Here is an 18,774-nt window from a genome sequence, read left to right as displayed (position 1 = left end):
CATCTGCGCCGTTTCGACCGTTGTCAGGGTGAGGACCTAATCTGTCCACCGTGACTTCGCCTGCCTCGACGGACCTCGCTCCGCCCCAGCTCAGCGCGGGGCCGCGTCCCGCGCAGGGCCCGGCCGCCGACGAAGGGCTCGCGCGGCGGCTCCGCGCGCTCGCGTGCACCGCCCCGCTGCACGACCTCGACGCGCGCAAGGCGAACCTGGCCGGCGAGTACACGGTCTACGCGATGGCCGAGGTGGCCCTCGCCGCGATCGACCTCATCACGCTGAACATGGACTTCGACACCGGCGCCGACCACGAGCAGATCGTCGCCCGCCTGCTGCCCCGCGTCGCCGCCCAGGCACCCACCCGCCCCGCCGCCGAGCACGAGCGCGTGGCCCGCTGGGTCCTGGAGAACCTGATCAACGTCGGCAGCGTCGACCGCGGCTTCCGCGCCGTCTACGGCACCTTCGGAACCGACGGGGTCTACGTCCGCAGGGACTACGACTTCAAGCTCATCGAAGAGGTCCCGGGCTACGGCGGCGGGGTCTACCTCCGCACCACCGACGAAGCGGTCAACGTCCTCGTCGGAGCCCTCGACACCGACGTCACCAGCGCCCAGATCGCCGCCGAGGTGAAGCTGGAGGTCCTCATCAACCGGGGCCGCCTCGCCGACGCCCAGCTCGCCGCCGAGCAGGCGCGCTACCGGACCGTGCAGTACGCCGAGACCCTCCGCAAGACCCTGGAGGCCACCCGGCGCAACGTCCGCGCCGTCGACTGGCTCCACACCGTCCCCGACATGATCGCCGAGGCGCTCGACCACGTGGCCGACCGCTACCGCCACGAGAACGCGATCCTCACCAACATCCGCAAGGCCCGCGACGAGGCCGAGGCCGCGACCGACGCGAAGACCGCGGAGCACAAGCGGCGCGCCGCCGAGCTCGTCGACATAGTCAAGGACTGCATCCGGCGCCACACCCAGCTGCAGTCCCGCCTCCTGGAGGCCGGACCGCTCTTCCGCGCCGAGCAGGACCGACAGGCCTTCGCCGCCCCCACCGCGTACACCGGACTCGATCTGTACGGGCAACTGGTCGCCCCCGTCCTGCCGCTCCCCGTGGAGCAGGCCACCCGCGTCACCGACGCCTTCTTCGCCCGCGGCACCGGACTGCGCACCCCCGCCTCCGTCCGCCTCGGCGACCTCGTCGACCTGCTCCTCACCCCGCCCGTCGAGCGCGAGCACCTCGGCGCGGAGATGCCCGAGCCCGACCTCATCGCCACCCCCGACGACTCCCGCTTCAGCGAGGAGCAGCTCGCGAGCGCCATGCGCCTGCTCGACCTGGAGCACGACGCCCCGCGCCGCCTCTCCGGCCTGCTCGCCGAGGCCCGCCGCCTCGACCCCGACCTTCCGTACCTCGTCGCCCTCCTCGCCGTCCACGCGGCGAGCCCCCCGGTCGGCACCGCCTACCGCCAGGGCGAGGAGCGCCTGCTCTTCGCCGTCGACGACGGCACCCCGCTGGACGACCCCGAGTTCGGCGGCGCCGACCTGATCGTCGGTACGGCGATGCTCGACGCCGTGGGCATGGCCGCGGACCGCACGGAGGCGACGTGACCCTCGTCCCCCGGACGCCCGCCGCCGACCCCGCCCTCCCCGCCGTGCCGGCCTCCGCCGTGCCGGCCCCCGCCGTGCCGGCGGACGCCGTCGTACCGGCACAGGCAGCCCCGCCGCAGCCCGAGGCCGCGTCCGAGCCGGAAGCCGTACGGGAGCCCGAGGCCGCGTCCGAGCCGGAAGCCGTACGGGAGCCCGAGGCTGCGTCCGAGCCGGAAGCCGTACGGGAGCCCGAGGCCGCGTCCGAGCCGGAAGCCGTACGGGAGCCCGAGGCCGCACCCCGGCAGGATGCCGGGCGCCGGCCTGAGCCGGTACCGCCGCAGCCGGACGCCGAGACGCCCGCCTCCGCCGGCCGGCCGCGCTTCGGGACCGTGTCCGTCCCCGAGCCTGCCCGAACCCCGCCCGCGCGGCGCCGGGACCTCCCGGCCGTGCGGGCCGTGCGGCTCACCGACGAGCCGCCCGCGCCCGTGGACCGGCCCACCGCGGCCGGCGCCGCGGCCGTCACCCCCGTCCCGCTGCCCGTACCCCGCGCCGTACCGACCGAGAGCCGTACCGAGGAGCCCCAGCCGTGAGCGAAACCCACGCCGAGTACACCGACGCGTGGAGCGAGCAGGAGCCCCCGCAGCCCCCGGCCGCGTCCACCGTCACCCCCGCGGACGCCGCGGACGCCGCCCGGCTCGTCTCCTTCGGCCTCCAGCCCAAGCTGCTCCCGGCCCGCGACGCCGAGTACACCGAGCTCCTGCGCCGCTACCGCGAGGACCCCGCCTTCGCGCGCCTCGCCGACGCCGTCGCCACCGGCCTCGGCCTCGTCGTCCTGGAGGTCTCCCCGCGCGCGGGCATGGCCGTCACCGCCGGCGAGGACTCCGTCTTCGCCGTCCGCATGGGCGACTACGCCCGCCGCGCCGGCACCGACTCCGCCGACCGCTTCCTGCACGGCCTCGCCCACCTCGCGGTCGCCGCCATGGCCTTCCCCCGGCCCGAGGACCTCGCCGACGACGCCTACATCGGCCGGCTCACGGTCAACGGCGTCGACGCCTTCGTACGCCAGGCCTGTCTGCGCCTGGAGCAGCGCGCCGAGGAGCAGGGCGAGAACACCGACCCGGCCTCCGACGCCCCCGGGCTTGAGGCCGCCTGGCGGATCTACGCGCGCCGCAGCGCCACCGGAGCCACCAAGGACGCCCGCCGCCTCGCCGGATCCACCACCGGCATCGTCGGCAAGGCCGCCGCGTTCCTCACCGACTCCGGCTTCCTCCAGCGCACCGGCGACGAGGGCGGCGGCTCCTACCGCACCACCGCCCGCTACCAGCTCCAGGTCCGCGACATGGCCGGCTCCGCCGCCATGGCCGAGCTCCTCGAACTCGGCGTGGTCCCCGTCAGCGACGGCTCCGCGACCCTCCTCCCGCCGCCCGAGGGCGACGACCTGGAACTCGCCGCCGACGCGGGACTCCCGTTCCACGCGTAACCGCCCCGCGCCACCGACCACTTCCAGTACGAGAGTCCGCCGCATGTACGAGCTGTCCCGGGTCCGCCTCTACTCCATCGGTCCCGCCGGTGCGCGCTACGCCGACACCGTCCTGGACCTGCGCGGAGTCGGCGCGCCCGTGCCCCACCCCGCCCCCACCCAGGCGGAGTTCTTCGAGGAGGAGCCGGTCGGCCCGCCGCGCCGCCCGGCCCCCGCGGGCGTGCTGTTCCTGGAGAACGGCGGCGGCAAGTCCGTCCTCCTCAAGCTGATCTTCTCGGTCATGCTCCCCGGCCACCGCAACACCCTCGGCGGCGCCAGCTCCGGCGTGCTGCGCAAGTTCCTCCTGGCCGATGACTGCGGCCACGTGGCCCTGGAGTGGCAGCACACCCTCACCGGCGAACTCGTCGTCGTCGGCAAGGCCAGCGAGTGGCGCGGCCGCCAGGTCTCGAACGACCCGCGGAAGTTCGCCGAGGCCTGGTACTCCTTCCGTCCCGGCCCCGGACTCAGCCTGGACAACCTCCCCGTCGCCGAGGCGACCTCCGTCCGCCCGCCCGTCGAGGGCGCCTCCGGCGCGCGCGGCCGCCGCCGCACCATGAAGGGCTTCCGCGACGCGCTCACCGAGGCCGGGAAGGCGTACCCGCACCTGGAGGTGGTCTGGGAGGAGATCCACGACCGCTGGAACGAGCACCTCGGCGACCTCGGCCTCGACCCCGAACTCTTCCGCTACCAGCGCGAGATGAACGCCGACGAGGGCGAGGCCGCCGGCCTCTTCGCGGTCAAGAAGGACTCCGACTTCACCGACCTGCTGCTGCGCGCCGTCACCGACACCCGTGACACCGACGGCCTCGCGGACCTCGTCGGCGGCTTCGGCAACAAGCTCGGCCGCCGCGCCGAACTGACCGCCGAGCGCGACTTCACCGCCGGCTCCGCCGACCTCCTCGGCCGGATCGTCGAGGCCGCCGGAACCCGCGCCCACGCGCGCGAGGTCCACGCCGGAGCCGAGCGCCGCACCCGCACCCTCGCCCGCCGGCTCTCCGCCCGCGCCGCCGAGGAGCGCGGCCGCGGCGCCGAACTCGCCCAGCAGGTCACCTCCGCCGGGCACGCCGTCGCCGAGGCCGAGACCGCCCGCAGCCGCAGCTCCCTCATCGCCGCCGAACTCGCCTACCGGCACGCCTCCCTGGCGCTGACCGCAGCCGAGAAGGGCGCCGCCGCCCAGCGCCGCGAACTCACCGACGCCCGCACCCTGCACTCCGCCTGGCAGGCGGCCGAGGCGGTGCTCCGCCACCGGGCCGCCGGCGACCGCTCCGCGCGCGTGGCCGCCGCCATCCGCGAGGCCGAGCGCGACGCCGCGCCCGCCCTGGCCGCCCGGGCCAAGGCCGCCGCCGATCTCGTACGGGCCCTGGCCGCCGCCGCCGAGGAGGGCGAGCGCCACGCCGCCGAGGAGGAGGAGCGCTCCACCGCCCTCCAGGAAGCGAGCGAGACCGCCCACCGGGACGCCACCGTCGCCGCCACCGAGACCCAGCGGGCCCGCAGCGAGGCCGGCCACCTGCGCCAGCGGCTCGCCGAGGTCGAGCAGGAGACCGCCGAGGCCGTCCGCGCCGGCTGGCTCGACGACACCGCGCCGGACGCCGACCCGGCCCGCGCCGCCCTCGCCGCGAGCGACGCCGAGAAGACGACGGTCGCCGCCTGGGACACCGCCCGCGAGGCCGCCCGCACCGCGGCCGAACGCGCACGTGAGGCCGCCGGTGCCGAGTCCCGCGCCGAACTCGCCGCCGCCCGCGCCGCGGACGCCGCCGAGGCCGCCGGGAACGCCTACGACGCGGAGCGCCGCGCCGCCGAGTCCCTCGCCTCCGAGGAGCGCCTCGCCGAACTCCTCAGCCTGCCGTCCTCCGGCTCCCCGCTGCCCGGCCAGCGCGCCGCCACCGCCTCCGAGGCCGAGGCCGAAGAGGACGCCGGTCCGCGTGCGGAGCCCCAGGGCCCGCTCACCGTCACCGAGTTCGACCGGTACGCCGACGAGCTGCGCGGCCTGCTCGACCAGGCCGTCGCCTCCGCAGAGCGCCAGCTCTTCGAACTGCGCACCGCCGCCGCCGACGACTCCCGCATCCTCGGCGCCCTCGGCGACGGCGGCCTGCTGCCGCCGGGCCCCGACGTCCTCGCCACCGTCGAGCACCTCGGCGAGCACGGCATCCCCGCCCTCCCCGGCTGGCGCTACCTCGCCCAGGCCGTGGACCCCGCCGACCACGCCCGGGTCCTCGCCGCCCGCCCCGAGCTCGTCGACGGCGTCGTGATCACCGACCCCGTCTCGTACGGACGCGCCCGCGAGGTCCTCGGCAGCGCCGCCCTGCTGCCCCGCTCCGCCGTCGCCGTCGGCACCGCCGCCGCCCTGCTCGCCCCCGTACCGGCGCATGAGCAGTCGGAGGACACCGGCGTCTTCCTCGTACCGCCGAACCCGGCCATGCACGACGAGCACGCGGCCGACGAGGAGCGGCACGCGCTGCGCGCCCGCGCCACCGCCCGCGACGAGGAGATCCGCACCCTCGCCGGCCGCCTCGCCGGCGACCGGGCCCTCGCGTCCCGGATCGGCGCCTGGCGCGCCGACTGCCCGTTCGGGATGCTCGCCGAGCTCGCGTCCGTCGCCACCACCGCCCGCGAGACCGCCGAGGCCGCGGCCGCCGCCCTCGACGAGGCCCGCACGGCCCGTACGGAGGCCGACGAGACCGCCGCCGAAGCCGCCCGGCTCCGGGACGAGCGCCAGGAGGCCGCCCAGCGGGCCCGCCGCGCCGCCGACGCCCTCGCCGGCCTCGCGTTCCGGCTGCGTGAGCGGTCCGCCTGGCAGGCCAAGCTCCGCGAACTCGCCGAAGACGCTGCCGAGGCCGAGGCCCGCGCCCAGACCTGCCTGGAGCGCGCCCGCGCCGCCGACGAGGACCGCCGCGCGGCCCAGCGCGCCGCCGACGACGCCCACCGCACCGCCCGCGCCCTGCGGGCCGAGCGCGCCGAGATCGCCGGCGCCCCCGAGAACCTCCCGGAGGAGGACGCCGACGCCCCGCGCGCCGCGCTCCCCACCCTCCGCGAGGCGTACCGGGCCGCCTCCCAGGTGTACGAGAAGGTCGGCGTCGGCGCCGACCTGCGTGCCGAACAGGCCCGCGCCGAGAGCGACGAGTCCGCCGCCCTCGCCGAGCTCGACCGCCTCACCAACAAGGTCCGCACCCGCGCCGAACAGCTCCTGGAGTCCACCGACGGCGCCGACGGCCCCTCTCGCCAGGCGGCCGCCGCCCGCGCCGAGGCCCTGGTCCAGATGCTGGAGACCCGCGCCTCCGAGGCGAGCGAGAAGCTCGGCCGGCTCCGCGGCGAGGCCGAGCGTCTGGCCCCCGAGGACGGCGAGGCGCACACCGAACTGCCCGAGGAGCTGGTGCCCGCCGACGCCGAGCGGGCCCAGGGCCTGCTCCGTACCGCCACCACCGAACTCGCCACCCGCACCGACGCCCTGGAGGCGGCGCGGTCCGCCCACGCCGGACTGCTCCGGGACCACCGGGCCGCCGAGGACGCGGCCGGCGGCTTCGACGAGACGGCGGCCCTGCTGCGGGACCTGCTCCGCGACCACGCCGACGAGGAGCGGGAGGAGACCGAGCCGTACCCCGGCACCCTGGAGGAGGCCCGTACGACGGCCGCCGAGGCACGCCGCGCCCTGCGCGCCTGCACCGCCGAACTGTCCGCCGCCGACGCCTCCGTGCGCGAGGCGAGCGACATCCTCGTCCGGCATGCCAACTCCACCCGCTACGAGCAGGTCCGCACCCCCGCCCGCCAGCAGATCCGCGAACTGCCCGCCTCCGCGCTGCCCGAGCACGCCGCCAAGTGGGCCGAGGCCTTCGCGCCCCGGCTGCGGGTCCTCACCGACGAGCTGGAGCAGCTGGAGCGCAACCGGGACTCGATCGTGGACCGGCTGCGCGGGCTCGTGGAGTCCTCGCTCGCGACGCTCCGCTCCGCCCAGCGGCTCTCCCGGCTCCCCGAGGGCCTCGGCGAGTGGTCGGGCCAGGAGTTCCTGCGGATCCGCTTCGAGGAGCCCGACCAGGCCACGCTCGCCGAGCGGCTCGGCGAGGTCGTCGACGAGGCGACCCGCGCCGCCGTCAAGAAGAACTCCGACCTGCGGCGCGACGGCATGTCCCTGCTCCTCAGGGGCGTCCAGGCCGCGCTCGAACCCAAGGGCGTCTCGGTCGAGATCCTCAAGCCGGACGCGGTGCTGCGCGCCGAGCGGGTCCCCGTCGGTCAGATGGGCGACGTCTTCTCCGGCGGCCAGCTGCTCACCGCCGCCATCGCCCTGTACTGCACGATGGCGGCGCTCCGCTCCAACGACCGGGGCCGCGACAAGCACCGGCACGCGGGCACGCTGTTCCTCGACAACCCGATCGGCCGCGCCAACGCCACGTACCTCCTGGAGCTCCAGCGGGCCGTGTCGGACGCGCTGGGCGTCCAGCTCCTCTACACGACGGGCCTGTTCGACACGACCGCGCTCGCCGAGTTCCCGCTGGTGATCCGGCTGCGCAACGACGCGGACCTGCGGGCCGGACTCAAGTACATCAGCGTGGAGGAGCACCTGCGCCCCGGACTTCCGCAGCCCGCCGCGGAGGGGGAGACGATCCACGGCGAGATCACGGCGACGCGGATGTTCCGCCGGCACCAGTCCGACGACGGCGCCCCGGCGGAGGACGCGTAGCCCCGGCCCGAACGACGGCGAACGGCCCGGCCCCTCGAAAGGGGGCCGGGCCGTTCGCCGTCGCTGTTGTTCAGGCCGCTTCGGACAGCGGCGTCGTCTCCGCCCGGCTCTCCTCGCGTCGCGTCCGTATCGACGGACGGGCCGTGCTGCTCGGCTCCGACACCACGCCGTTGCGCTGACGCCACACCTGGCGGGTGATCCAGACGTCGAGGACGCTCCAGGTGGCCACGACCGTCGACGCCACCGCGGTGATGGTCACCGGGAAGCCGAGCCAGGAGCCCGCGACCGTACTGAAGAAGGCCACCACGGCCTGGATGAGCGTCACCGACGTGATCATCACGGCCCGCACGGCGGCGTTGCGCACGGGGTCGGGCATCCGCCGTCGGCCCCGCTCCTCCTCCACCCACAACGTCCCAGCCGGCCGCGCCTCGTGTTCCATTGTCCCGTCACTCCCCACCACTGAACGACCTCAGGGTCGGCTGCCCGTCTTGAGCGCCTTTACACGGACACAACCCTCCCCGCACTCATTGACGCACGAGAGTGGGAAAAGGTTTCGTCCGGGTGGGGGTGAACGTGGCCCGCGTCCCTGCGGAACGAACAGTTCCAGCCATCCGTGCAGGCCGGAGAAATGGCACACCATCAGGTGTCCTACGCCACAGTGGCCAATCCCCAACTCCAGCAATACCAGGACATCTCATGATCAAGACTCACTCGACAGGCTGAAAATCGTTCGGACACGCCTTCGGGATGGCCGTGATGCAGTAGTAGGCTCGCGCCGCCGTTTGTTGAAATCCAAGGTTGACGCCGCGTGTTGACGCCGGCCGTCACGAACGTGAAGGACCTCCGTGGCGCACGGGGGCCGAGCTGGGGGAGGCCATGCGCTTTCGCGGGAAGTCCATCCGCAGGAAGATCGTGGCGTTGCTGCTCGTACCGCTCGTCTCCCTCACCGGACTGTGGGGTTTCGCCACGGTCCTGACGGGCCGCGAGGCCGACCAGCTCCTCGGCGTCCACTACATCGTGGACAAGGTCGGCTACCCCCTGGAGGACACCGCCCGGGTCATCCAGATCGAACGCCGCCAGTCGCTCATCTACCTCGCCGACCCCCGTGGCTCCGACGCCCTCGCATCCCTGCGCGAGACCCGCCGCGCCACCGACCGGCAGATCGCCCGCATCCGCGCCAACGCCGCCGACCCCAGCGTCCGCGAGGAGATGCGGCCCGTCACCAGCCAGCGGCTCAACTCCCTCCTCGACGCGCTCGACGGCCTGGCCTCGCTGCGCCGCTCCGTCGAGAACCGCGGCATCGGCCGCATGCAGGCCCTCGAGTTCTACAACCGGCTCGTCGACCCCTGCTACAGCTTCCTCATCACCCTCCACGCCCTCGAGAACGTGGAGATGGACAAGCAGGGCCGCGCCCTCGTCGGCATCACGCGCGCGCGTGAGCTGCTCTCCCGCGAGGACGCCCTCGTCCTCTCCGCGCTCGTCGCGGACCGCGTCACCTCCGAGGAGATCCGCGCGATCTCCGACCTCGTCGCCAACCGCGAGCAGTTCTACGAGGTCAACCTCGAACTCCTGCCCTCCGCCGAGCGCGAGCACTTCGAGAAGTACTGGCGCAGCCCCGACACCCAGCCGCTGCGCACCGCCGAGAACGCGATCATCGAAGAGGGCCCCACCGACAGCCCGCGCGCCATCACCGCCGCACGCTGGCAGGACCAGGCGAGCCCCGTCCTCGACGACCTCGCCCGCGAGAACACCGCCGCCGGCGACCGCTACCAGGAACGCGTCAAGCCCGCCGCGTACAGCGTCCTCCTCAAGGTCGGCATCGCCGGCGTCCTCGGCTTCCTCGCCCTGCTCGCCTCGATCGTCATCTCCGTCCGCATCGGCCGCCGCCTCATCCGCGACCTGCGCCGCCTGCAGAAGGAGGCCCAGGAGGTCTCCGGCGTCCGGCTGCCCAGCGTCATGCGCCGCCTCGCCGCCGGCGAGCAGGTCGACGTCGGCACCGAGGTGCCGCACCTGAAGTACGGGGAGGACGAGGTCGGCCAGGTCGGCCAGGCCCTCAACACCCTCCAGCGCGCCGCCGTCGAGGCCGCCGTCAAGCAGGCGGAACTCCGCCGCGGCGTCTCCGAGGTGTTCGTCAACCTCGCCCGCCGCAACCAGGTCCTGCTCCACCGTCAGCTGACCCTCCTCGACACCATGGAGCGGCGCACGGAGGACACCGACGAGCTGGCCGACCTCTTCCGGCTCGACCACCTCACCACCCGCATGCGCCGGCACGCCGAGGGCCTCGTCATCCTGTCCGGCGCCGCCCCCTCCCGCCAGTGGCGCAAGCCCGTCCAGCTCATGGACGTGGTCCGCGCCGCCGTCGCCGAGGTCGAGGACTACGAGCGGATCGAGGTGCGCCGGCTGCCCCGCCTCGGCGTGGGCGGCCCCGCCGTCGCGGACCTCACCCACCTCATCGCGGAACTCCTCGAGAACGCCACGGTGTACTCGCCCCCGCACACCGCCGTCCAGGTCCTCGGCGAGCGCGTCGCCAACGGCTTCACCCTGGAGATCCACGACCGCGGCCTCGGCATGAACCCCGACGCCCTGCTCGACGCCAACCTCCGGCTCGCCGAGACCCCCGAGTTCGAGCTCTCGGACACCGACCGGCTCGGCCTGTTCGTCGTCAGCCGGCTCGCCCAGCGCCAGAACGTCCGGGTCTCGCTCCAGACCTCCCCGTACGGAGGGACCACCGCGGTCGTCTTCATCCCGGCCGCCCTGCTCACCGACGCGCCCGAGACCCAGGGCGCCGGATTCCGGCTCGACCGCAAGACCCTGGAGCGCCCGGGCGGGACCGACGACGCGTCCACCGACGCAGCCCTGCCCCTCCGCAGGCCGGCCCTCACCAAGGTCCCCGACGTGACCGAGGCGCCCGGACCGCTGGACGGCCCCGTGGAGCTGGAGGCACCGCTCGGCACCGAGGACTTCGACGTCCTCCTCGACCGGTCCGCCGACCTCCTCGACAGCGACAGCGAGCGCGGCGGCCTCTTCCGGCCCCGCGACCGGCGCCGCAGCGGACTCGCGCCCGCCGGAGAGCAGCACGAGCAGGCCCCGGACCGGACCGCGGGCCGCGGCGACCAGGACGCGCCCGCCGACGGCACGCTCCCCGGCCCCGTACAGCTGCCGCGCCGCCGCACCCCGACGCTCGTCGTGGACCACGGCCGCCGCCTCGACGAACCGGACGGCGCCCACGCGCAGGCCGACCGCGGGCACCCGCAGCCGGGCCGCGCCCACGCGCAGGCCGACCGCTCCCAGCCGCAGCCCGATCGCGCGCACCCGCAGGAGCACCGGACGGACTTCCCGCAGGACGACCGGCGCGGCGCCAGGCACGGCGACTGGCCGGGTCTCCCGCAGGGCGACGCGCGGGGTGTCCTGCCGGGGCCGGGCGCCGGTCCCGTCCTCGTCCCCGTACCGCCGGACGGTCCCGTACCGCCGGAGGACCCGGACCCGTTCGGCGGCCTGCCGCGCCGCGTCCGCCAGGCCAGCCTCGCGCCCCAGCTGCGCGAGACCGAGGCCAAGGCCGGCCGGGGCGCGGGAAGCCGCACCGACACCCGTACGGGCACCACGGCTCCGTCCGACGGGCCCGACTCCTTCGAGCGCGACGCCGAGGAGGTACGCGCCCGCATGGCCGCCATGCAGCGCGGCTGGCAGCGCGGCCGGCGGGACACCACAGAGCCGGACGACCCGACAGCACAAGGAACGACACCCGAGGGGGACGGTCGATGACCGCACCGAACGCCGCAGCACCCAGCACGACCTCCGGAAACGGCGAACTGAACTGGCTCCTCGACGAGCTCGTCCAGCGCGTCGGGTCCATCCGGAAGGCCCTGGTGCTCTCCAGCGACGGACTTCCCACCGGTGCCTCCCAGGAGCTGACCCGCGAGGACGGCGAGCACCTGGCCGCCGTGGCCTCCGGCTTCCACAGCCTGGCCAAGGGCGTCGGTCGCCACTTCGAGGCGGGCAAGGTCCGCCAGACGGTCGTCGAGCTGGAGGACGCCTTCCTCTTCGTCACGGCCGCCGGCGACGGCAGCTGCCTGGCGGTGCTCGCGGACGCCGACTCGGACGTCGGCCAGGTCGCCTACGAGATGACGCTGATGGTGAAGCGGGTCGGGGCCCACCTCACGACGGCTCCCCGGACCGGCCTGCCCTCGGGAGGGTGAGTGGGACGTCATGAGTGACGAAGCCGAGCGCAGCCGGCGGGAGCCGGGCCCGACCCCCGGCCACCACCACTGGTTCGACGACGAGGCCGGGCCGGTGGTCCGTCCGTACGCGATGACCCGCGGACGGACGAGTGCCGCCACCCGCCACCGGCTCGACCTGATCGCGGTGGTCGTCCCCGAGCCCGCCGCCGACGACCCCGGCCGGGACCAGACGCTCTCCCCGGAACACGTGGAGATCGTCGAACGCTGCTCCGAGCAGCCACAGTCGATCGCCGAGCTCGCCGCCGGACTCGACCTCCCCGTCGGGGTGGTCCGGGTCCTCGTCGGCGATCTCGTCGAGGACGAACTCGTCCATGTGACCCGCCCCGTTCCGCCGGCCGAGCTGCCGGACGTGAGCATCCTTCGCGAGGTGATCAATGGCCTTCGGGCGCTCTAGCCGCACCAAGCCGTTCGTCGAGCCGGTGACCCTGAAGATCCTCGTCGCGGGCGGGTTCGGGGTCGGCAAGACGACGCTGGTGGGCGCGGTCAGCGAGATCCGGCCCCTGCGGACCGAGGAGGTCCTCACCGAGGCCGGGCGGCCCGTCGACGACCTGCACGGCGTCGAGACCAAGACGACCACCACGGTCGCCATGGACTTCGGCCGGATCACCCTCCGCGAGGACCTCGTCCTCTACCTCTTCGGCACGCCCGGGCAGGACCGCTTCTGGTTCCTGTGGGACGAGCTGGCGCAGGGAGCCCTGGGCGCGATCGTCCTCGCGGACACCCGCCGCCTGGAGGACAGCTTCGCCGCCATCGACTACTTCGAGCGGCGCGGCATCCCGTTCACGGTGGCCGTCAACTGCTTCGAGGGCGCACAGCGGTTCCCGGCGGAGAGCGTGCGCGGTGCGCTCGACCTCGACCCCGAGGTGGAGCTGCTGATGTGCGACGCCCGGGACCGCGAGTCCGTGAAGAACGTCCTCGTGGCGGTCGTCCAGCACGCCCTCGTCCTCGCGGACCGCAGCCCCGCCGCCGTCACGACCTGACGGCGGGGGGCCCAGCGCTGGGCCCCAGGGCACCTCACGGCGGGCTCACCGCACCGCCACCACCGCCGAACCGTGCCCGAACAGGCCCTGGTTCGCGGTGATCCCGACCCTGGCCCCCGGCACCTGCCGGTCGCCCGCCGTACCGCGCAGCTGCCAGGTCAGTTCGCAGACCTGGGCGATCGCCTGCGCGGGCACCGCCTCCCCGAAGGAGCCCAGGCCGCCGCTGGTGTTGACCGGGACGCGTCCTCCGAGGGCCGTCGCGCCGTCCCGCAGCAGCTTCGCGCCCTCGCCCGGCGCGCAGAGCCCGATGTCCTCGTACCACTCCAGCTCGAGCGCGGTGGACAGGTCGTACACCTCGGCCAAGGACAGGTCCTCGGGCCCCACCCCCGCCTCCTCGTAGGCGGCGCGGGCGATCGAGGCGCGGAAGGCGAGCGGGGCGGGGGAGACGGCCGCCGCCGAGTCGGTCGCGATGTCGGGGAGGTCGAGCACCGCCTTGGGGTACGTGGGGGAGACGGTGGACACCGCCCGGACCCGGACCGGGTCGGGGTGCCCGTGCCGCCGCGCGAACTCCATGCTGGACAGCACGAGCGCGGCGCCTCCGTCCGAGGTCGCGCAGATGTCGAGGAGCCGCAGCGGATCGGCGACGACGGCCGAGGCCGCGACCTCCTCGGCGGTCACGCGCGCGCGGTAGCGGGCCAGCGGATTGAGCGCGCCGGCCGCCGCGTTCTTCACCTTCACCTGGGCGAAGTCCTCGACCGTGTCGCCGTACAGCGCCATCCTGCGGCGCGCGTACAGCGCGAAGTACGCCGGGTTGGTCGCCCCGAGCACCCGGAACCGCAGCCAGTCCGGGTCGCCGGGCCGCTCGCCGCCGGCCGGGGCCAGGAACCCCTTCGGCGTCGAGTCCGCGCCCACGACCAGGACCACGTCGGCGAGTCCCGCCAGGATCTGGGCCCGGGCGGTCCCGATGGCCTGGGCGCCCGAGGCGCAGGCGGCGTACACGCTGGTGACCCGCGCCCCCTGCCAGCCGAGGGCCTGTGCGAAGGTCGCCCCCGCCACGTACCCGGGGTAGCCGCACCGCATGGTGTCGGCGCCGACGACCGAGCCGATGTCGGACCACTCCAGACGGGCGTCGGCGAGCGCGGCGCGGGCGGCGGTCGTCCCGTACGAGACGAAACTCCGGCCCCACTTGCCCCAGGGGTGCATCCCGGCCCCGAGCACGGCGATGTCGTTCACGACCGCTCCTCCTGTACGCCGCGGGCGACCGGCCGCCAGTTCCATGTGGTCCAGACGTGCTCCTCGTCCTCGTTCAGGACCCCGGGCACCACCTCGACCTCCGTCCCGACGGCGAGGTCGGCCGTCGACACACCGGGCGCCGCCTGCCCGAGCACCACCATCGCCTCGGCCACGAGCTCGACGGCGACGAGGGTGTACGGCTCCCAGGGCGCGTCCGGATCGGAGACGTACGGGGCGGGCGGACGGTACCGCCCGTCGGTGTACGACCAGACCCGGCCGCGCGGCGAGAGCGGGACCTCCGCCAGCTCCCCGCCGCCCGGACAGCCGGGGTTGCGGCACCAGTCGTCCTCGCGCGGGAAGAAGACCGACGCGCAGGCCGTGCAGCGGGTGCCGAGCAGCCGGAACTCCGCCTCCGGCACGGTGTCGTCGGTGAACCATCCGGCCGCCACCGGTCTGCGCGTCCGTGCCATCGGGACCTCCCGTGATCTGACGAAGCGTCAGAAGTGTGCCATGGGAGGTCGGTACTGAGAAGGGCTCAATGCCCGGCCACCGACCTCCGCGCCACCGGGAAGTCGAAGAACGTGGCCGGGAACGGCTCCGGCTTGAAGGTGAAGTGCCACCACTCCTCCGGCAGGTTCACGAACCCCTGCTCGGCGAGCGCGCCCCCGAGCAGCTGCCGGTTGGCCCGCTGCACGCCCTGGACCCGCGGGTCCTCGGTGTGCGAGCGCGTGTCGAAGCAGTCGTACCCGGTCCCCATGTCCACGGAGTTGTCAGGGAACCGCTCCGCCTGCGGAGCCCAGCACTCCACCAGCTCCTCACCCGGTACGTACGCGCGCGTGGGCGCCGCCGGCAGCCGCACGATCGTCAGATCGACCGTCGACCCCCGGCTGTGCCCCGACTTCTCCGCGATGTAACCGTCCGCGAACAGCCTCGACTTGTCGACGAGCGGATAGAACTCCTTCTTCATCCGCTCGTCCTCCAGGTCCTTCGCCCAGCGCACGAAGTGGTCCACGGCCCGCTGCGGCCGATAGCAGTCGTACACCTTCAGCGTGTAGCCCCGGGCGAGCAGCCGGACCTGCGCGCGGTGCAGCGCCTCGGCGGCGGGGCGGGTCAGGATGCAGAGCGGCTGCCGGTAGCCGTCCACCGGCTCGCCGACGAAGTTGTGCTCGGTCGTGTAGCGCATCTCCTGAAGGATCGTGGGGTCCACGGAGCCCAGGGCCACGAACTCCCGCGGCGCCTTCGGCTCCGGCGCGGCCGAGGCCGGGGGAGCGGGCGCGACGACGGAACCGGTGACGGCGAGGAGTCCGGCCGCGGCCGCGACGGCGAGGGTACGGAAAGCGTTTGCGAGTCCAGTCATGCGCACCGTCTATCAGTTCCGGCAGCGCCGGGAAAGGGTGATCGCATACCGTCGGGCCGTGAAGGACTCCCACTGCTCCTCCTGCGGCGCGGCCCACCCCGCCGACGCCGGCTGGCCCCGCACCTGCCCGGCCTGCGGCCACACCGTCTACCGCAACCCGCTGCCCGTCGCCGTCGCCCTCCTCCCCGTCACCGACACGCGGGGAACCGGCCTCGTCGTCGTCACCCGCACCATCGAACCCGCCCTGGGCGGCGTCGCGCTGCCCGGCGGCTTCATCGACCACGACGAGGACTGGCGCGCCGCCGTCGCCCGCGAACTCCGCGAGGAGACCGGCATCCCCGCCTCGGCCGAGGAGATCCGCCTCGCCGACGCCATGAGCTCCCCGTCCGGCCACCTCCTTCTCTTCGGCCTCCTCCCACCCCGCCCGGCCGCCCAACTCCCGCCGTCCACCCCCACGGACGAGACGAGCGGCCACCACCTGCTCCACGCCCCCGAGGAACTGGCCTTCCCGCTGCACACGGAGGCGGTACGGAAGTGGTTCGACGGGGCGTACGGGTGACTGGCCCCGGGTGCTGGATCCAGCCTCCAGGATCCAGCGCTCGGGATCCAATCACCGGGATCCAACCTTTGGGATCCAGCACCCGGGATCTACCACCGGGGATCCGATCTCCAGGATCCGGATCCAATCTCCAATATTCGGCTACTGGATATTGGAGATTGGATCCGCCTACTGGCTACTGGATCCACGCCCTCACAACCCCCGCACCCGCACCGGCAGCCCCGTCTCCTCCACCCCGTCGTCCGTGACCCGCTCCACCACCACACGTCCGTCCACGAGCCGCGACTGGTACCGCTCGATCGCGGCCGGCTCCCAGCCGTCCCCGGTGTCCCGCACGACGAGCCCGCCGCCCGTACGCCCCGCGGCCGGGGCCCACACCTCCAGGACGAGCTCGTCCTCCTCGCCGCGCACGGGGAGCACGGCCCCCGCCCGGGCCAGGACCGGCACGCGGGAGAGCGGCGCGTCGAGCAGCACCTGCCCCGGACCCTCGTACGCCCGCCCCGTCGTCGTGTCGTACCAGCGTCCGCGCGGCAGCCGCACCGCCCGCCGGTCCGCACCCCGGGTGAGGACCGGCGCGACGAGCAGCCCGTCGCCGAGCAGGAACGCGTCCTCGCAGTCGCGCAGAGCCCGGTCCTCGGGATTCCCCCACCACACCGGGCGGACGTACGGCGCGCCCGTCATCCGGGCCAGCCGGGCCAGCGTCGTGAAGTACGGCCGCATCCGCTCCCGTTCGGCCAGCGCCACGCGCGCGTGCTCCAGGACCTCGGGGCCGAACTCCCACGGCTCGCGCCGTCCCGCGTCGATCGCCGCGTGGGTGCGGAAGAGCGGGAGCCACGAGCCCAGCTGGTACCAGCGCAGGAACAGCTCCGGCGACGGGCTGCCGTCGAAACCGCCCACGTCGGGACCCGAGTAGGGCACCCCGCACAGCCCCAGACCCAGGACCAGCGAGAGCGAGGCCCGCAGCCCCGGCCAGCCCGTCGAGACGTCGCCGGACCACGTGCCCCCGTACCGTTGCATGCCCGCCCAGCCGGACCGCGAGAAGAGGAAGGGCCGTTCGTCGGGCCGCAGCCGGCGCAGCCCCTCGTAGCCGGCCCGGGCCATCGCGAGTCCGTACACGTTGTGCGCCTCCCGGTGGTCGCCGCCCCGCCCCTCCAGGGAGTGCCGCGCCGAGCGGGGCAGGGTCGGATCGCCGAAGGGGACGAAGGACACCGGCTCGTTCATGTCGTGCCACACCCCGGCGAAGCCCTGCCGGAGCCGCTCCTCGTACAGACCGCCCCACCACTCCCGTACCGCGGGATCGGTGAAGTCCGGGTAGGCGCACTCGCCGGGCCACACCACCCCGCGCACCTCCTGGCCGCGCGCGTCCTTCACGAAGGCGTCGGCTGCCGCCCCGCCGTCGTAGACCGGGTCGCCGGGTTCGGCCTTCACCGCCGGGTCCACGATCGACACCAGGCGCACGCCCTGCTCCCGCAGCTCCTCCGCGAGTCCCGGAAGATCGGGGAACCGCTCCCGGTCGACCGTGAACACCCGGTGCCCGTCGTAGTGATCGATGTCCAGGTGCACGGCGGACAGCGGCAGCCCCCGCTCCCGGTACCCGGCCACCACCCGGCGTACCTCCCGCGCGCTGCCGAAGCCCCAGCGCGCGTGCTGCGGCCCGAGCGCCCAGGACGGGGGCAGCGCGGGCGCGCCCGTCAGCGCCGCCCAGCCGTGCAGCACGCGCGCGGGGGTGCCGACGACCACCCAGCAGCGCAGCGGCCCGCCCGTCATCCGCACCTCGCTGGTGCCGGGCCGGTCGTGCCCGGACCCGGCCCCCTCCTCGCCCTCGGCGAGGGTGATCCGGCCGTCCCAGGTGTTGTCGTGGAAGGCCAGGTGCGTACCTGCGTCCGAGACCACGAACTGCACGGGCATGGTCAGGTAGAGCGGATCGTCGCCGGGGCCGAAGCCGCCCTTGGGGTCGGTGTTCCACAGCCGGTACGAGCCGTCCCGGAGGCGCGGCCCCGCCGACCGCCCGCCGAGCCCGAAGAACCGCGCGTCGGCCGGCACCTCACTGCGCTGCACCCACCGCCCGCCCCCCGGCGCCACCGTCCCGGCACCCTCGCCGGCCATCGCCCCGGCGCCGTCACCCGCCACCGACCCCGCGTCGCCGTCACCGGCCGCGGACGCCGCACCCCCGCCCGCCACCGGCTCCCACCAGCGCGGCGGGAGGTCACGGCGGAGCAGCACCCCGCCCGGGGTCCGGATCTCCACCGCCCCGTGCCGGGAGACCGTCACCGTCACCCGTTCCGAGACGATCCGCCACCCCCCGTCGGTGTCCGGTTCGAGGGAGGCCCGAGGATCCGGGTCGGGCGCCTCGTCGGCCAGGGCGTACGAGGGGAGCGGTTCGGCCCCGTCCCATCCCCAGAACACCGTGCCGCCCGCCGACACGCAGATCCGGAGCGAGGACCGGGCGAACCGGACGGTCCCCCCGCCCGGAGCCGCCTCCGCCTCCACCGCGAGCCCCGGCACCCTCGCCCGCTCCGCCCCCCGGGGCGGCAGCCCCCACGCGTCCGTACGGCGCCGCCGCCACGCCGACCGCACCGCCCGCAAGCCCTGCACCGAACCGAACACTTTCATCGAACGCACCAGTTCCCGACCGTCCATGC

At 74.7% G+C, this 18,774-nt stretch carries 14 protein-coding genes; 9 read left to right on the top strand and 5 right to left on the bottom strand.

All coding sequences use genetic code 11. The features are described from left to right. The first annotated feature begins 50 nt into the window (after positions 1 to 50). From ACFYX3_RS38715 to ACFYX3_RS38700, 4 genes are read left to right on the top strand one after another with little or no spacing between them, the layout of a single operon-like run. Entirely contained in the window at positions 51 to 1,595 is a 1,545-nt protein-coding gene (locus ACFYX3_RS38715; RefSeq protein WP_116162083.1) for a hypothetical protein, read from the top strand. Beyond that, positions 1,592 to 2,164 carry a hypothetical protein gene (locus tag ACFYX3_RS38710; RefSeq protein ID WP_389024302.1) on the top strand — a complete coding sequence of 191 codons (573 nt, stop codon included), beginning with the start codon at positions 1,592 to 1,594 and terminating at the stop codon, positions 2,162 to 2,164. The genes ACFYX3_RS38715 and ACFYX3_RS38710 overlap by 4 nt, the downstream gene beginning before the upstream one ends. After that, the gene (locus ACFYX3_RS38705) at positions 2,161 to 3,054 is read left to right on the top strand and encodes a hypothetical protein (RefSeq protein ID WP_376590743.1); all 894 of its coding nucleotides are present in this window, start codon (positions 2,161 to 2,163) and stop codon (positions 3,052 to 3,054) included. Before ACFYX3_RS38710 ends, ACFYX3_RS38705 begins: the two co-directional genes overlap by 4 nt. A gap of 43 nt (positions 3,055 to 3,097) precedes the next feature. Beyond that, positions 3,098 to 7,765, top strand: a complete 4,668-nt coding sequence (locus ACFYX3_RS38700) for a hypothetical protein (RefSeq protein WP_389024299.1) — start codon at positions 3,098 to 3,100, stop codon at positions 7,763 to 7,765. 70 nt (positions 7,766 to 7,835) lie between these two features. On the opposite strand, the gene ACFYX3_RS38695 is transcribed toward ACFYX3_RS38700, so the two are convergent. Continuing rightward, on the bottom strand, positions 7,836 to 8,141 hold the full coding sequence (locus tag ACFYX3_RS38695; RefSeq protein ID WP_389024296.1) for a hypothetical protein: 306 nt from the start codon (positions 8,139 to 8,141) through the stop codon (positions 7,836 to 7,838). 500 nt (positions 8,142 to 8,641) lie between these two features. Between ACFYX3_RS38695 and ACFYX3_RS38690 the strand changes: the two genes are divergently transcribed. From ACFYX3_RS38690 to ACFYX3_RS38675, 4 genes are read left to right on the top strand one after another with little or no spacing between them, the layout of a single operon-like run. Beyond that, the gene (locus tag ACFYX3_RS38690) at positions 8,642 to 11,527 is read left to right on the top strand and encodes a nitrate- and nitrite sensing domain-containing protein (RefSeq protein ID WP_389024293.1); all 2,886 of its coding nucleotides are present in this window, start codon (positions 8,642 to 8,644) and stop codon (positions 11,525 to 11,527) included. Then, positions 11,524 to 11,961 carry a roadblock/LC7 domain-containing protein gene (locus tag ACFYX3_RS38685; protein ID WP_116162089.1) on the top strand — a complete coding sequence of 146 codons (438 nt, stop codon included), beginning with the start codon at positions 11,524 to 11,526 and terminating at the stop codon, positions 11,959 to 11,961. The genes ACFYX3_RS38690 and ACFYX3_RS38685 overlap by 4 nt, the downstream gene beginning before the upstream one ends. Positions 11,962 to 11,971: 10 nt before the next feature. After that, a complete protein-coding gene (locus ACFYX3_RS38680) occupies positions 11,972 to 12,397 on the top strand; it encodes a DUF742 domain-containing protein (RefSeq protein WP_116162090.1) in 426 nt (141 codons plus the stop codon). Continuing rightward, complete coding sequence (locus tag ACFYX3_RS38675) at positions 12,378 to 12,983, top strand: ATP/GTP-binding protein (RefSeq protein WP_116162091.1); 606 nt, start codon at positions 12,378 to 12,380, stop codon at positions 12,981 to 12,983. Before ACFYX3_RS38680 ends, ACFYX3_RS38675 begins: the two co-directional genes overlap by 20 nt. Before the next feature lie 45 nt (positions 12,984 to 13,028). On the opposite strand, the gene ACFYX3_RS38670 is transcribed toward ACFYX3_RS38675, so the two are convergent. From ACFYX3_RS38670 to ACFYX3_RS38660, 3 genes are all read right to left on the bottom strand, one after another. Continuing rightward, the gene (locus ACFYX3_RS38670; RefSeq protein ID WP_389024288.1) at positions 13,029 to 14,261 is read right to left on the bottom strand and encodes a lipid-transfer protein; all 1,233 of its coding nucleotides are present in this window, start codon (positions 14,259 to 14,261) and stop codon (positions 13,029 to 13,031) included. Continuing rightward, positions 14,213 to 14,686: a Zn-ribbon domain-containing OB-fold protein gene (locus ACFYX3_RS38665; protein WP_389024285.1), complete on the bottom strand. Its 474-nt coding sequence runs from the start codon at positions 14,684 to 14,686 to the stop codon at positions 14,213 to 14,215. The genes ACFYX3_RS38670 and ACFYX3_RS38665 overlap by 49 nt, the downstream gene beginning before the upstream one ends. A gap of 65 nt (positions 14,687 to 14,751) precedes the next feature. Beyond that, the gene (locus tag ACFYX3_RS38660; RefSeq protein WP_389024282.1) at positions 14,752 to 15,573 is read right to left on the bottom strand and encodes a M15 family metallopeptidase; all 822 of its coding nucleotides are present in this window, start codon (positions 15,571 to 15,573) and stop codon (positions 14,752 to 14,754) included. Here ACFYX3_RS38660 and ACFYX3_RS38655 point away from each other — a divergent pair. Then, complete coding sequence (locus tag ACFYX3_RS38655; RefSeq protein WP_389024279.1) at positions 15,572 to 16,132, top strand: NUDIX domain-containing protein; 561 nt, start codon at positions 15,572 to 15,574, stop codon at positions 16,130 to 16,132. The two genes, ACFYX3_RS38660 and ACFYX3_RS38655, sit on opposite strands and share 2 nt — an antisense overlap. Positions 16,133 to 16,324: 192 nt before the next feature. Here the strand turns inward: ACFYX3_RS38655 and ACFYX3_RS38650 are convergent, their stop codons facing one another. Beyond that, the gene (locus ACFYX3_RS38650) at positions 16,325 to 18,772 is read right to left on the bottom strand and encodes a glycoside hydrolase family 31 protein (protein WP_389024276.1); all 2,448 of its coding nucleotides are present in this window, start codon (positions 18,770 to 18,772) and stop codon (positions 16,325 to 16,327) included. Between the last annotated feature and the right edge of the window lie 2 nt (positions 18,773 to 18,774).

This window comes from Streptomyces sp. NPDC002463 (assembly GCF_042889835.1).
Lineage (GTDB): Bacteria > Actinomycetota > Actinomycetes > Streptomycetales > Streptomycetaceae > Streptomyces > Streptomyces nymphaeiformis.
Note: the sequence above shows the minus strand (reverse complement) of the source record. Positions and strands in the feature narration are given on the sequence as shown.

Bases quoted from the DNA above. Each gene is read 5' to 3' on its own strand.
- ACFYX3_RS38700 (WP_389024299.1), top strand. From the start codon at position 3,098: ATGTACGAGCTGTCCCGGGTCCGCCTCTACTCCATCGGTCCCGCCGGT.
- ACFYX3_RS38695 (WP_389024296.1), bottom strand. From the start codon at position 8,141: ATGCCCGACCCCGTGCGCAACGCCGCCGTGCGGGCCGTGATGATCACG.
- ACFYX3_RS38690 (WP_389024293.1), top strand. From the start codon at position 8,642: ATGCGCTTTCGCGGGAAGTCCATCCGCAGGAAGATCGTGGCGTTGCTG.
- ACFYX3_RS38685 (WP_116162089.1), top strand. From the start codon at position 11,524: ATGACCGCACCGAACGCCGCAGCACCCAGCACGACCTCCGGAAACGGC.
- ACFYX3_RS38680 (WP_116162090.1), top strand. From the start codon at position 11,972: ATGAGTGACGAAGCCGAGCGCAGCCGGCGGGAGCCGGGCCCGACCCCC.
- ACFYX3_RS38675 (WP_116162091.1), top strand. From the start codon at position 12,378: ATGGCCTTCGGGCGCTCTAGCCGCACCAAGCCGTTCGTCGAGCCGGTG.
- ACFYX3_RS38670 (WP_389024288.1), bottom strand. From the start codon at position 14,261: ATGGAACTGGCGGCCGGTCGCCCGCGGCGTACAGGAGGAGCGGTCGTG.
- ACFYX3_RS38665 (WP_389024285.1), bottom strand. From the start codon at position 14,686: ATGGCACGGACGCGCAGACCGGTGGCGGCCGGATGGTTCACCGACGAC.
- ACFYX3_RS38655 (WP_389024279.1), top strand. From the start codon at position 15,572: ATGCGCACCGTCTATCAGTTCCGGCAGCGCCGGGAAAGGGTGATCGCA.
- ACFYX3_RS38660 (WP_389024282.1), bottom strand. From the start codon at position 15,573: ATGACTGGACTCGCAAACGCTTTCCGTACCCTCGCCGTCGCGGCCGCG.
- ACFYX3_RS38650 (WP_389024276.1), bottom strand. From the start codon at position 18,772: ATGGACGGTCGGGAACTGGTGCGTTCGATGAAAGTGTTCGGTTCGGTG.